General features: G+C 34.7%; 10 protein-coding genes. 5 read left to right on the top strand and 5 right to left on the bottom strand.

Going from position 1 to position 14,671, the window contains the following annotated elements:
• The first annotated feature begins 130 nt into the window (after nucleotides 1-130).
• Complete coding sequence (locus tag I7822_RS04415) at nucleotides 131-1,135, top strand: DUF3231 family protein (RefSeq protein ID WP_207975545.1); 1,005 nt, start codon at nucleotides 131-133, stop codon at nucleotides 1,133-1,135.
• A 224-nt stretch (nucleotides 1,136-1,359) separates the two neighbouring features.
• Here the strand turns inward: I7822_RS04415 and I7822_RS29715 are convergent, their stop codons facing one another.
• Nucleotides 1,360-1,635, bottom strand: coding sequence for a hypothetical protein (locus I7822_RS29715; protein WP_243459248.1), 276 nt, complete (start codon nucleotides 1,633-1,635; stop codon nucleotides 1,360-1,362).
• Nucleotides 1,636-2,163: 528 nt separating this feature from the next.
• A complete protein-coding gene (gene fumC, locus I7822_RS04425; RefSeq protein ID WP_207975546.1) occupies nucleotides 2,164-3,564 on the bottom strand; it encodes a class II fumarate hydratase in 1,401 nt (466 codons plus the stop codon).
• Between the two features lie 324 nt (nucleotides 3,565-3,888).
• On the opposite strand from fumC, the gene xylA reads away from it, so the two are divergent.
• Both xylA and xylE read left to right on the top strand, forming a co-directional pair.
• On the top strand, nucleotides 3,889-5,220 hold the full coding sequence (gene xylA / locus I7822_RS04430) for a xylose isomerase (protein ID WP_207975547.1): 1,332 nt from the start codon (nucleotides 3,889-3,891) through the stop codon (nucleotides 5,218-5,220).
• A 340-nt stretch (nucleotides 5,221-5,560) separates the two neighbouring features.
• On the top strand, nucleotides 5,561-6,955 hold the full coding sequence (gene xylE / locus I7822_RS04435) for a D-xylose transporter XylE (protein ID WP_207975548.1): 1,395 nt from the start codon (nucleotides 5,561-5,563) through the stop codon (nucleotides 6,953-6,955).
• Nucleotides 6,956-7,046: 91 nt separating this feature from the next.
• On the opposite strand, the gene I7822_RS04440 is transcribed toward xylE, so the two are convergent.
• The 3 genes from I7822_RS04440 to I7822_RS04450 form a co-directional block, all read right to left on the bottom strand.
• Nucleotides 7,047-8,375 carry an FAD-dependent oxidoreductase gene (locus I7822_RS04440; RefSeq protein ID WP_207975549.1) on the bottom strand — a complete coding sequence of 443 codons (1,329 nt, stop codon included), beginning with the start codon at nucleotides 8,373-8,375 and terminating at the stop codon, nucleotides 7,047-7,049.
• Between the two features lie 404 nt (nucleotides 8,376-8,779).
• Nucleotides 8,780-10,681: an endonuclease MutS2 gene (locus tag I7822_RS04445; protein ID WP_207975550.1), complete on the bottom strand. Its 1,902-nt coding sequence runs from the start codon at nucleotides 10,679-10,681 to the stop codon at nucleotides 8,780-8,782.
• A 488-nt stretch (nucleotides 10,682-11,169) separates the two neighbouring features.
• Nucleotides 11,170-11,949, bottom strand: coding sequence for a GNAT family N-acetyltransferase (locus tag I7822_RS04450; protein ID WP_207975551.1), 780 nt, complete (start codon nucleotides 11,947-11,949; stop codon nucleotides 11,170-11,172).
• 556 nt (nucleotides 11,950-12,505) lie between these two features.
• Between I7822_RS04450 and I7822_RS04455 the strand changes: the two genes are divergently transcribed.
• Both I7822_RS04455 and I7822_RS04460 read left to right on the top strand, forming a co-directional pair.
• Complete coding sequence (locus I7822_RS04455) at nucleotides 12,506-13,180, top strand: response regulator transcription factor (protein ID WP_207975637.1); 675 nt, start codon at nucleotides 12,506-12,508, stop codon at nucleotides 13,178-13,180.
• Nucleotides 13,170-14,546 (top strand): sensor histidine kinase, encoded by a 1,377-nt coding sequence (locus I7822_RS04460; protein ID WP_207975552.1) that lies wholly within the window; start codon nucleotides 13,170-13,172, stop codon nucleotides 14,544-14,546. The genes I7822_RS04455 and I7822_RS04460 overlap by 11 nt, the downstream gene beginning before the upstream one ends.
• The last annotated feature ends 125 nt before the right edge of the window (nucleotides 14,547-14,671 follow it).

Below are 14,671 nucleotides of genomic sequence, written 5' to 3' on the forward strand. Positions count from 1 at the left end.
TGTGTTGAATGTTTCGTTCATACTAGTTATAAGGCTTAAAAACATGCAACTCTCTCTTTTATTTATTTGAGAATAATGTTGTTATCATTTACACATTCTAGTTGCAAACACTCTTAAAGGGAGATAATACATGAATGAGCATAATATCCAACTAACTACTCCAGAGATTACAGCCCTGTGGACTACATATATGCAAAATAGTGCAACAATCTGCTTTTATAAACATTTTCTTCATTATCTTCAAGACTTAAAAATAAAGCCAATTGTAGAGGAAGCTTTACTTTTGGAGCAAGCATACATAAAAAAAATTGAAACAATCTTTGTAGAGGAAAATTTCCCTATTCCAAAAGGTTTCTCTGACAATGATGTTGATTTATCTGCACCACCACTTTATACAGATTTGTTTGCTTTAAGCTTTGTTTATCGTGTTGGTCAAATGACAATCCCCCATTTCAGTACTGCTCTCTCAAAGGTAGCAAGGACTGATGTCGTTACATTCTTTGATGAATGTCAGAAATCCTCAACCGAGTTGTATAAGAGATCCTTAAATTTAATGCTTTCCAAAGGAATCTATGATCGGCCTCCTAAGATTCCTTATCCTAATGAAGTAGAATACATAAAAAAGTCACAATCTCTTTTAAGTTTATGGTTTGGTGATAAAAGACCATTAAATGCTCCAGAGTTGGGTGAAATCTTTTATACTATTGAAAGAAATTATATAGGTTTACTCCTATTAATGGGATTAATTCAAGGAATGAAGGATAAGGAAATTAAGGAATACCTCATAAAGGGGAAAAAATTATCGGAAAAACAGATAGACATTTTTAATAAGATTCTAAAAGAAGAAGAGCATTTAGGTAATATTCCAGTTAGTATGGAGGTTACAGATTCTACCGTTTCTCCATTTTCCGATCGACTCATTATGTTTCTAATTGTTTCAACGACTGCAGCAGGAATTCATTTAACGGCATATACCATGTCTGTTTCATTAAGAAAAGATTTACTTGCTCATTATTCTGTCATTATGGCTGAAATTATGACTTACTGTAATGAAGGATTAGAAATTTTGATTAATCGACATTGGATGGAGCAACCACCACAACCAATAAATAGACATGATTTATACAAAACATAATGATAGGGACAATTACTTTATGCAGGCAAAGTCACAGTATATTATGAGCTTCTCTTTTAAGTATATTTAGTTCAAATAATTAAATTTATAGCAGAAAAAAGGATCTTCAATTGAAAGGTAACGGGTTCTCTTTTCGGAGGGGAAACTTGTTTTTCATTATTGAATTGACATCGCAGTAAAATTAACATACCAAATCACACAAAAAAGAGCAGGTCATACCTGTTCTAGTTATTCACCAGAATATCTTTTAGTGTTTGGGCATCTTCTTTGTCTAATGTTCCTAAAGCATTCATTTCTCTGTCAATAATCGTTGCTGATGCATTGCCTTGATTAAACCATATAAAATATTCAAATAATCTCTCTGGCATATTTTTATCAAACGTGAAGAATAAAGTGGCTTTCACATCTTCTTTTCGAGCCATTTGAGCCTTTACATTCTGTTCCCACTCAATTTTTGCAAATACTTCTCTTAAAGCTTTAATCTTTTCTTCCTCTGTCATTATTATTTCATTGCCACTGTTTTCACCCGTGAATAATTGAACATCAACTCTAGTTAGTGGTTCAAATCAAACTCTTTAGGGACTTCATTTGAACATCCAATAAGAGTTATTAGGAAAATAGTATATATAGATAAATTGATAGGAATTTTTTTCATTCAAGACCCCCCCGATTATTTCACTCTTTTAATCATTCTACGATTACCATTTAAACCCTTTTAACCGCTTTGTTAATAACATAAAAATAGCACTTTTATTAGTAAAGACAATAGTTATTGTCCGAACTCATTTTATATGTTAATTTTCTGCTATTTTCATTAAATTTTCAATTAAAACCCCTAATTTATCAATAAAAAAGACAGACCAATAAATTGCTATTTGGTCTGTCTTTTAACTAATCAATTTATAACTTTCTCTCCCAAAGGAGAACCCGTTAAATTGAAAGATCCCCTTTTTATTTTTGTACACAATTTAATCCTCTGCATGAACTGTAATTTGTGAACCTCTAAACGCAAATTATTATTACGAAACTCAATCCTTCTTTTCATTTTTAGGAAATGTCATTTCCCCTGGTTTTACATATTGATCAAATTGTTCGCCAGTTAACAAATTCAATTGAACTGCAGCTTCTTTTAGCGTTACCCCTTCTTTATGAGCGAGCTTCGCAATTTTAGCAGCATTTTCATAACCTATATGAGGATTTAAGGCTGTTACTAGCATTAATGAATCATTTACATAGCGTTCTATGACTGGAAGATTCGCTTCAATTCCTACAGCACAGTGATCATTAAAAGAGATAATTGCATCTGCAACAAGCTGTACCGATTGAAGGAAATTATAAATAATAACTGGCTTAAATACATTTAACTCAAAATTACCTTGACTTGCAGCAAAACTGATTGCTGCATCATTCCCCATTACTTGTACAGCAACCATCGTTATTGCTTCACTTTGAGTTGGGTTCACTTTTCCTGGCATAATTGAGCTTCCCGGCTCGTTTTCTGGAATCGTAATTTCTCCAATTCCACATCTAGGTCCACTCGCCAACCAGCGAACATCATTTGCAATTTTCATCAGATTTGCAGCTAATGCCTTTATCGCGCCATGGGTATGGACTGTTTCATCATGACTTGTTAAGGCATGAAATTTATTAACCGACGATTTAAAATCTTGCTTTGTATATTCACTTATTTCCTTTGCAACTCGACTGCCAAATTCCGGGTGAGCATTAATCCCTGTTCCAACAGCTGTTCCACCAATTGCTAGATTCTTCATATATACGATGGACTGTTGTATCATTTCTTTTGTTTGATGAAGCATATGTGCCCAACCACTAATTTCCTGTCCTAAAGTCAAAGGCGTTGCATCCTGCAAGTGTGTACGTCCTATCTTGACAACATCTTTAAATTGCTTCACTTTTTTATCTAATGTGACTGAAAGCTTATCAATAGCTGGCAACAACTTAGTTTCTACAGCTATCACACCTGCTATATGCATGGCGGTGGGAAATGTATCATTTGAGCTTTGACTCATATTGACATCATCATTCGGATGAATCGTAGCATCTATTCCCTTTTCTGTAAGTAATTCATTCCCTCTTCTAGCGATCACTTCATTTACATTCATATTACTTTGTGTTCCACTTCCGGTTTGCCATACAACAAGTGGAAAATGATCATTTAATTTACCTCCGATTATTTCATCACATGCAGCTATAATTGCTTGTGCTTTTTCTTTATGTAGCTTACCAAGTGAATCATTTACAATAGCTGCACATCTTTTTAAAATCGCAAAACCAACGATGACCTCATTTGGCATTCTCTCTCGACCGATTTTAAAATTTTGCTTACTACGCTGTGTTTGAGCACCCCAATACTTTTCAGCAGGCACTTGAATCTCACCCATTGTGTCCTTTTCAATACGAAAATCCAATCTCACACACCTCCAAAAATGACCTCATGCTCTTAGTGTATGGTTTTTTTTGCCTTTTTAAAAGGAAAACACAAAATAGATTTTCTTTCATAAACATAGTCCCTTGTTACAAAACTCTAAAATATGGCTTTAAAAGATATAATGATCGAATAAATATTTATATAAAAATTTTAATAAAAACTTAGTTTATTGGATAGACAAACTAAGTTTACCCTGTTATAATGAAAAAAGTTACAAAAACATTTTATTAAGTTAGCTATTAGTGTAAGCGATAACAGCAAAGTAAGTATTAATTCTAGAACTTAAAAATTGGAGGCTACTAAAATGAAATATTTCCAAGACATTAATAAGATTCAATATGAGGGTGCAAGCTCAAAAAACCCCCTATCATTTAAATACTACAATCCTGAAGAAATCATTAACGGAAAAACAATGGAAGAAATTCTTCGTTTTTCTGTAGCATACTGGCATACATTTACTGCAGATGGTTCAGATCCATTCGGTGTAGGAACAGCTATCCGTCCTTGGAATCATTTACAAGGTATGGACTTAGCGAAAGCTCGTGTAGAAGCTGCATTTGAATTATTTGAAAAATTAAATGTTCCATTTTTCTGTTTCCATGATGTTGACATCGCACCAGAAGGCGCAACATTAAAAGAAACATACCAAAACTTAGATACAATCGTTGCGATGATTAAAGAATATATGAGTACTAGCAAAACTAAACTTTTATGGAATACAGCAAATATGTTCACACATCCTAGATATGTACACGGTGCTGCTACTTCAAATAATGCAGATGTATTTGCTTATTCCGCTGCAAAAGTTAAAAAAGGTTTAGAGGTTGGTAAAGAGCTAGGTGCAGAAAACTATGTATTCTGGGGCGGTCGTGAAGGTTATGAAACGCTTTTAAATACAAATATGCAACTTGAACAAGATAATTTAGCACGCTTCTTCCATATGGCAGTTGATTATGCAAAGGAAATTGGCTTTGATGCACCATTCTTAATTGAACCAAAACCAAAAGAGCCAACGAAGCATCAATATGATTTTGATGTGGCAACAGGTCTAGCATTCCTACAAAAATATGATTTAACTGCTTACTTTAAGTTTAATATCGAAGCAAACCATGCGACTCTTGCAGGCCATACGTTCGAGCATGAATTACGCACAGCACGTATTAACAATATGCTAGGTTCTGTTGATGCGAACCAAGGTGATACGTTACTAGGCTGGGATACAGATGAATTCCCAACAGACTTGTATTCTACAACTCTTGCAATGTATGAAATTTTGAAAAATGGTGGTTTAGGTAAAGGTGGACTTAACTTTGATGCAAAAGTAAGAAGAGGTTCATTTGACGCTGAGGATCTTTTCCACGCACACATTGCAGGTATGGACAGCTTTGCAATTGGCTTAAAGGTTGCGAATAAGTTGGTTGAAGACAAGGTGTTAGACGATTTTGTTGACCAACGTTATAGCAGCTATTCAGAAGGCATTGGCCTTGATATTGTTGAAGGAACAACTGATTTCCACAAGTTAGAGGCTTATGCACTTCAATTGAATGAGATTAAGAATGAATCTGGTAGACAAGAACGATTAAAAGGTATTGTAAACCAATATTTACTTGAAACGCTTTCGCGTGTAACGGTTTAATAGACTATTAAGAATTATGGATGTGCTGGTAGCTTTACTGCTCCAGCACATATTACTTCTAGTTTGCTATCTCATTAATAGATTGTTTACATTTAATACTAGATTGGATAATAATTATTTTTCCAATCCTAAGAGAAAGGAGAATAGAGACAACTTTTTAAAAGGTTTAATAATCAAAAGGGAAATGTAAGCGCAGTAATAATTGATATCTAACCTAGAAATAATAGGAATATATCTAGATAGGAAATGAACATAGGGTAACCATGTTATTAAAGCGCTATCAAATCTTATATAGAATTCCTTCCTTTTTTATTGTTAAATTTGTCTCTTAAAAACAACTATGCAAAAATCAAATTCTCTTTATATTATTGTCATTACTCTAGTCGCAACTCTTGGAGGCTTGCTTTTTGGTTATGATACAGCAGTAATTTCCGGAGCTGAAAAATCTTTAGAAGTATACTTTATTGACAGTTTAGGATTAGATTCTTTCATACACGGAGCTACAACATCAAGTGCATTAATTGGATGTATCGTTGGTGGATTAATATCAGGCTACTTTGCTTCTAATTTTGGTAGGAAAAATTCTCTATTAATAGCGGCTGTACTATTCTTACTTTCGGCATTAGGTTCAGCTTATCCTGAATTTTTATTTTTCACGAAAGGTGAACCTACCATTTCACTGTTACTAACATTTAATTTATATCGAATCTTGGGTGGAATTGGTGTAGGTTTAGCATCTGCGATTTGCCCAATGTATATAAGTGAAATTGCTCCCGCTAACATTCGTGGTCGTTTAGTATCATTTAATCAATTTGCCATTATTTTTGGAATGTTAGTCGTTTACTTTGTCAATTTTGGAATTGCCCAAGGACAATCATTGGAATGGATCAATGATGTTGGCTGGAGATATATGTTTGCTTCAGAAGCAATCCCAGCATTGCTGTTCGGTGTACTATTGCTTTTTGTACCAGAAACACCGCGTTATTTAGCTATGAAAAAGCAAGATAAAAAGGCTTTAGACATTTTAACTAAAATCAACGGTTCATCAGAAGCTAAAGCAATCCTCTCGGAAATTAAGCTAACTGTAACGATTCCTAAAGATAAACTATTATCTTATGGGAAACTTGTAATCATTGTCGGAATTTTGCTTTCAGTTTTCCAACAGTTTGTTGGGATTAATGTTGCGTTATATTATGCTCCACGTATATTTGAAAGCATGGGAGCTGCGAAAGATGCTTCTATGCTACAAACAATTGTCATGGGATTTATCAATGCATTATTCACTATTGTTGCAATATTAACTGTTGATAGATGGGGTCGTAAGCCTTTATTAATAGTAGGTTCAATCGGTATGGCACTTGGTATGTTTGGTGTTGCAGGGATGGCGTTTGCGAACGTGATCGGAATTAGCACTTTACTATTCATTATTGTTTACACAGCATCATTTATGATGTCATGGGGACCAATTTGTTGGGTGTTAATTTCTGAAATCTTCCCTAATAAAATTCGTGGACAGGCCGTTGCCATTGCTGTAGCTGCACAATGGGCTGCAAATTATTTCATTTCTTCAACTTACCCTATGATGATGGAGTACAGCGGTGGAATGACTTATGGTTTTTATGGTCTAATGAGTGTTTTATCAGCGATATTTGTTTGGAAGTTTGTTCCTGAAACAAAAGGAAAAACATTAGAACAAATGGAGATGGTATGGCAAAAAGATAAGAAATCAGCATAAATGATTAAAGGCAGTGAAGCTCCTATAAATCTTTTGGAGTTCCACTGCCTATTTTTTAGCCAATTGAAGGAAGTACCTATTCAACAAGACGTTATAGTGCTTGTAATCCAGCCTGATTTAAGAAATTCCACGGCTTATTATAATGCGGTTGGAAGAAGAAATCGACAAAGCCTAGTTCATCTGTTGTCATCTTGTTTTGAATACAAACAGATAATGTATTAATAGATTGTGTGACATCTACTTTAGACATAACCTGTGCACCAACGATCCGTTTTGTGTTTTCCTCATAGACCACCTTTAACCTGATATCTTCATATGTTGGCATAAACTCTGGACGATCATGCTCTAATATTGTGATACTTTTCACATTCATTCCCATACGAAGTGCCATCATTTCCGTTAAACCAGTTGTCGCTATATTTTGATCAAAAATCCTAATACCAGATGTGCCTTGTGTACCCATATATCGGATTGTCGGTTTCATTAAATTTTTCGCAACTAATGTCCCCATTCGAACAGCATTTGTTGCAAGTGGAATATATGCATGTTGACCAGTTGGATTGTAACGGATCGCACAACTATCACCTGCTGCGAAAACATCTTGATTACTTGTTCGCATATATTCATCTACTTTAATTGCCCCATTATCAAGCATATCGATTTGCCCTTTAACTAAATGTGTATTAGGTTGAAAACCAATACATAAGATGACGAGATCTGCTTCATACGTTCCTTTTGTTGTTTCAACCGCTGTAACCTTTTCTTCATTTCCTACAAAACGTGTAACTGTTTCACCTAAGGCTAAGCGTATATCACGGTTTTGGAAATCCTCTTCAATGATTTCTGTAAAAGACTCATCCAAGTATTTGCTTAATATTCTACTTTCCCCATCAATAAGTGTAACGTTTTTCCCGCTCATTTCAAATGCTTCTACTAACTCGATGCCAATGTAACCTGCACCGACAACAACAATATTCCTAGCGTCTTTTGCCTTTTCAATAATTGTGTTTGCATGATGGAAGTTTTTACAAAGAAGAATATTCTCCATATTAATTCCTTCAATTTTCGGGATTACAGGCCAAGACCCTGTTGCGATCACTAATTTATCAAATGTCTCATTTATCATTTCGTTTGTTACAAGATTTCTTGCAACAAGTGTCTTCCCTTCAACATTTATGTCCAGTACTTCATGTTTCATAAACATATTTACACCTAATTCAGTTAGCTCCTCAGGAGTGCAATAAAATAAACCATTCGCATCCTTTACGACTCCACTAACATGTAAAGCAATTCCGCAAGATAAAAATGAGATATTATCGTTCTTTTCATAAACATTTATCGTAGCATCTGGGTAAAGTTTTATCATATTTGAGATAGCTGCTGTCCCAGCATGAGTACATCCAATAACTGCAATTTTCATTTTATATTCCTCCTAAATAAGTTTGTGAAATATTTCACATGATTTATGTTTTTATTATAATCCACCTTTTTTAAAACTGCAATACCTTTTGTGAAGTTTTTCACAAATTATACATTTACCTCAGTAAACCTCAAGTATAGCAAGGCTTTACATCTTAATTAAAGGATGCTATTAAGCTACAAATGGCTTATTGTCTGTAATTCATGTTTTATTGTCGAGTTTACGCATTATATTGTCCACATCATTATTTCATTGTCAAAAAAAGGTAATATTTCAACCAAAAAACAAATATATCGACCATACGACACAATTTGAATATTTTCAACACATGCCTTTAATGACCTTTCAACTAATCTCATCGGAACTTGAGCTTCTTATGAAAATAGAAAGGGGTTCCCCCCTTTCTATTCCTCGTTATGATCGATTGTTAAACCTTCAACATACTTCCGATCCATCATTTTTTTCTTTTTACGCACGCCCTTAGAATCAAAAACCTGATTTAAATCATATTCCTCTGGATACAACTCTTCAGCATCAATAAATGGTTTTACACGTTTATGATTTAATATCATTTTTTGTCCCTTTATTAATAACTCCATCTCTCCCATCGAATTAGGGGTTGAGACAACAATCCCTTTTGTTTGAAGGTGTGAAATCCAAACAGCATCACCAATTTGATACGGTATCATCGATAGATTGTCTTTTTGTATTGCCTTTTTCTTTTGACTATTTCGATTATCCCGTTTAAAGGTAGCTGGAGTAATGTTACGTTCCCCATTAGGCTGATCATAGGAAATTTCCTTCGCTCTGTTAATGATTGATGCGGGCATTCCTAGCTTTTGTGCAATTGAAAATGCCTGACTTTCTCCGCCTTTCCCTACTATAAGTTTATAAAGAGGTTGAAGTGTTTCAATATCAAAGTCCATTGATCCATTTTGAAAGCCACTAGCTTTTTCTGCAAATTCCTTAATCTCACTGTAATGGGTAGTAGCGACGATCATCGCTCCTGAGTTATATAATGCTTCTAAAATTGAAATAGCTAACCCCATTCCTTCCCTTGGATCAGTACCTGAACCAATTTCGTCAAGAATAATTAATGTATCTTCTCGAGACTTTTGAAGAATGTCAATTACATTTCGAATATGTGAAGAAAACGTACTTAGTGAGTGCTCAATACTTTGATGATCACCAATATCTACAAAAATATCTTTTACAATACAAAAGCTGCTATTACGATCTGCAGGAATATGAAGTCCTGATTGAACCATCATCGACAATAAACCAACCGTTTTAATTGTGACCGTTTTACCTCCTGTATTTGGTCCAGTAATAACCAATGCCATATACTCATTTCCTAATGTCATTGTTAATGGGATAGCATCCCTTCCTAATAAAGGATGTCTGGCATTTAAGATCTGGAAGCCTTCATCCTGTTGTAATTGAACTTCATTTCCACGCATGAATTTACTTAACTTTGCTTTAGCAAAGATAAAATCATAGGAAATCATTCCTTCAATATTAATAAGCAGTTCTTGCTTATACATTGCCGTTAGATCAGTTAATTGTCCAAGAATTTTCTGAACCTCGAGTTCTTCCTCTACCTTCAAAAATAAAAGTTCATCCTGCAGCTTATTAAGATCCTTCGGCTCCATATATACGGTTTGCCCGCTCGAAGATTGATCAACGATTGTTCCTGAGAACTTTCGCTTGTATTCATTTTTAACAGGTACAACATACCTTCCATTTCTCACACTTACGACTTGTTCTTGTAGATAACTAGAAGCTGTTTTCATAATTTGAGCTAACTTTGCTTTGATCTTTTCTTCTATTGTAACGATCTTGTTTCTTGTTTTCGTTAATGACCTGCTTGCATAATCATCCACTTTATTATTGCGAATGCAACGTGAGATTTCATCTGCTATGTCTGTTAATTCATAAAGTGAATAGGCATACGAACTAATCGTAGGTGCATGGTATTCTTGCTTCATCATAAACCGTTTGATTTTCTTGACGCTATCTAAAAACGTAGCTAGAAAACCGAATTGCTCTGGTGTGAGTAAATACCCTTTATCCACTAATGCAACGATTTGTTCAACGCCATGAAGCGAGTTGACAGGAATACTTGAAGACTTTTCAATGATTGTACTTGCCTCTGTCGTTTCATTAATCCACCTTCTTATTTTTTTCTCATCATAAATTGGTAATAGCTCTGTCGCTCTTTGCTTTGCTGCATCACTCATTGCAAATTCACTTAGTAAAGCTAATACTTTATCAAATTCTAAACTTTCGATTGTAGTTTTGTTCAATGTTTGAACCTCCATTTGTTTTAATTGAAATAAAAAAAAGGTGATGAACATTGGTTGTTCATCACCTTTTTAAAACCTCTACCTATTAAGCAGACCATGCCTAATAACCATATTTGCCCATTAGAAAAACTCGCCTTTGAAAATCGCAAAAGCCAAAGTTTTCCTTATGCTATCATCTTTAAGGAATAATTTGATAGCATAAAAAAACGTGCTTAAACAAAAGCACGGATTTGTACGAGCACTATGCAAAGAGATCGCAAATTGTGTACGATAACCGTTTTGTTCTTAACCCTCTACAGAAACATACTCAAATAAACCTTTAAAATCGTAAAAGTTTTTTCAAGCTTATTCATGTAGATGAAGTATTTACTTCGATTAGTTAAGAACAGAAACCCTCACAAAAAACATCTCCTAAAATATTGTTACCTATAAAATAACAGAACTCAGGATTAACTGTCAATATAAGGATAACCATTTACAGCCCATTTTTAGCTACTTCGAATCTCTTCAATACTTTTACCACCTAAAAAAGCATGACCAGTTTTCAAATTCGCGATTGTTTCAAAACCTGATTTCTTATAAACCTTCTCAACTCTTTCACTTATCGGCATCACCCAAAATCGTTCTACATGATTCTTTGCCACTTCAGCTTGAATATGATGAATCAGCTGTCCAATCAAACCCTTACCTCGGTAGGCTTCCAATGTAGCTACATTCTCTAGTCTAGCATCCTGTTCATACTGGAATATACATGCAGTTGAACAAGGGACACCATCATATTTTAATAAATAGTGAGTATAGGCCTCTTGTGAAAATTCCTCTTCAAAGGCTTTTTCCCTAATTGATCCACCTAGCTCTTTAATTTGGCATTCGATATTTATAGCATCTTGTTTATTTTCACTTGTTACTTTTTCAATTGTTACATTTTGATCCTTTACTAAATCAACCTTTGTTTTCCAAAGTTGAATAGGGCAATCAAATTCTTCAAATCCAAACCCTTTATGTTTAAGAGCAGTAATAAAACCTGAATGCCCTTCATAGTGGGATAGATAAAATCTTGGAATTAATTGTTGAGCCTGATAAAAAGAAATAACCTCATCAATGATCTTTTCATAATCACCATCGTAAGAAGAAATATGTGCATGATTTGCATCATAATAGTTTGGTTGATTTTTATTATAAAAAAGATAGCCCCAGCCTGTTTCTAGCTTTGTTGAAAACGAAGAAACATACGCAATATCTAACGCTCCCATATATTTTTCGATCATCGTGTCTTCCCCCAAAGTTTATCGTATTGATTTGTTATGCTTATCATAGCAATTATTTACATCTAGCTACCACTTCTTTTTTGATCATGGTGAAAAAGGTGACGCAACCTTTAAACCCTTTAAATTTGCTATTTCTGAATCATTGTCCACTCATCCAATAATCGTTTAGCCGTAGATTTTGGAAAGTTGAATGATTGCCATTCTGTTGTCCCTTGATTTCATTCAATCGCTTGTTCTTTTTTACATTTTTCACTCAACTTTTTCTCTAATATTTCATTTTTTAATGGTAGGATAGGTTAAACTGTTTTTATTGAAGGCTGTTTTCACAAACTTTGTTGCTATTTACCAAGTAGTACGGTGTGGTTGATTGCAGCGAGAGATGCTCGCTTTCCGCGGGGCGGGCGGTGAGCCTCCTCGGCGTAAACACCTGCATGAGTCTCACCTGTCCCGCTGCTCCCGCAGGAGTCTCGCAATCCGTTCCAATCAACCTTAAACAGTTTTCGTTTTAAAAGCAGCAATCTATTAAAAAGAGCCTTATTGAAAGGAGTTAGATATGATGAATGTTTTGTTAGCCGAAGATGACGTTAAGCTTGGCGAGCTTATTACATATATGCTAGAAAAAAAGGCAAATTACCAAGTTGAATGGGTTCAAACTGGTGAGGATGCTTATGATTATGCAAGTGCATCTCATTATGATGTCATTATTATGGACTGGATGATGCCTAATGGTGATGGAGTTGAGATTTGTAGACGACTAAGAAACGATAGCTACGGTGGAGCAATTTTAATGTTAACAGCTAAGGATGCTCTTCAGGATCGTGTTGTTGGCCTAGATGCTGGTGCAGATGATTATCTTGTGAAGCCGTTCGAGATTGATGAGCTGTTAGCAAGACTTCGAGCACTAGCCCGTCGTAATTTTTCACCAATTCGTGAAGAAATACTTACGATTGATGGCCTTTCAATCAATCGAACAAGCCAATCCCTGCAAATGGATCAACAGGTGATACAATTAACCCCTCGAGAATACCAGCTACTAGACTTATTGGTACAAAATAAAGGACAAGTATTAACAAGAGACATTATTTTTGATCGTATATGGGGAAATGAAACAGATGTTTCGTATAAAACAATTGATGCTACAGTGAAATTACTTCGTAAAAAGCTAACCAAGTTTGAAAAGGGAGATTGGTTACAAAGCATCAGAGGGGTAGGATATAAGCTTGATACGTAAACGACATGACCTATTCTCGAAAACACAGCAAATGTTAACAGTAAAATACAGCTTACTCATTATTTTGTTTCTATTATTATTTATCATTATTCTTTATTCAATTGTTTATATTTGGTTTACAACTGCCGAGAAAAATGAATTACGAGATACAGCACAGCATGAAGCAGATTTGGTTGAAACATTTTTGTCTATGGACTACGACAATGGCCCAAACGATAGGAAAGCTAATCCACAATTTGTGACCACAGATAGTGATCAATTATTTTATTATGTAATGAACAATCGAGGTGAATTAGTCTTACAAAATGAGCAGCTTCCCCTTCTCCAAACTGAATTTATCACGATCATTTCAGAGTGGAAGCCGCAAAGAGAAGAATTGCAGAATGCGGATATCATTATTGATCGTAAACAATTCATGCAGAATAATGAGGAAAATCGATTTTCAACCTATGGACCGAAAAATCAACAGCTGGAGCTCCTTATGATTGCAAAGCCAATCTATGACCGAAACCAACTTGTTGGCTATCTCTATATCGGTCAAAATATCACTGATTTAACTCACCTTTTAAAGGGACTTTTTAGGATCTTAGTGATTTCAACTCTCATTTTTTCAGGTGTTGCTTTTTATTTAAGTAGAATGATGTCAAAACGGGCAATGATTCCAATCGAGCAAGCTTTTAAGCGACAACAGGAGTTTGTAGCAGATGCGTCCCATGAATTAAGAACACCTTTAAGTGTCATGTTGTCTTCATTAGATATATTAGAAATGGAGGACCAGCACCAAAATGAAATTTCGACAAAAATGGTCGGCAACTTAAAAGAAGAAGTGAAGCGAATGACCGGACTTGTTGGGGATTTACTGACTTTAGCAAGATCTGATTCAGATGATCAAAAGATTGCATTTGAAGTATTTGACTTGGTTCCTATTTCCCAACGAGCAATCGATTCTTTTGAAGCTCATGCTCATACAAAAAATATCCAGCTGGAATTAAAGAGTCCAGCATCTATTAAGATCAACGGAAATATAGAACGTTTGACCCAGCTACTTTATATTCTACTTGATAATGCCATTAAATATTCTCACGATTCTGGTTCAATATCATTGTCTATATGGAAAGAATCAAATATGATTTTTATCTCTGTAAAGGATACAGGAATTGGGATTGATGCTAAAGACCTAGCCAATATATTTGATAGATTTTACCGTATCGATAAAGCTAGAACAAGACATCTTGGTGGTCATGGACTAGGTTTATCAATTGCAAAATGGATCGTAGACATACACGGTGGTCGAATAACTGTAGAAAGTAGTGTTGGTGAAGGAAGTACGTTTCTAGTGAAAATTCCATATAAGGATAGCTTGTAGAGAAAATTCTACAAGCTTTTTTAATATCGCATAAAAGAACGCACTCTCCCTTTTAAGGAAGGCAAGGATTCTCTATTTATCTACGAAAATGATCAATTTATCTTTGATTTTTTCTATTTATCTAC

It is taken from the genome of Metabacillus bambusae, assembly GCF_017497975.1.
GTDB lineage: Bacteria > Bacillota > Bacilli > Bacillales > Bacillaceae > Metabacillus > Metabacillus bambusae.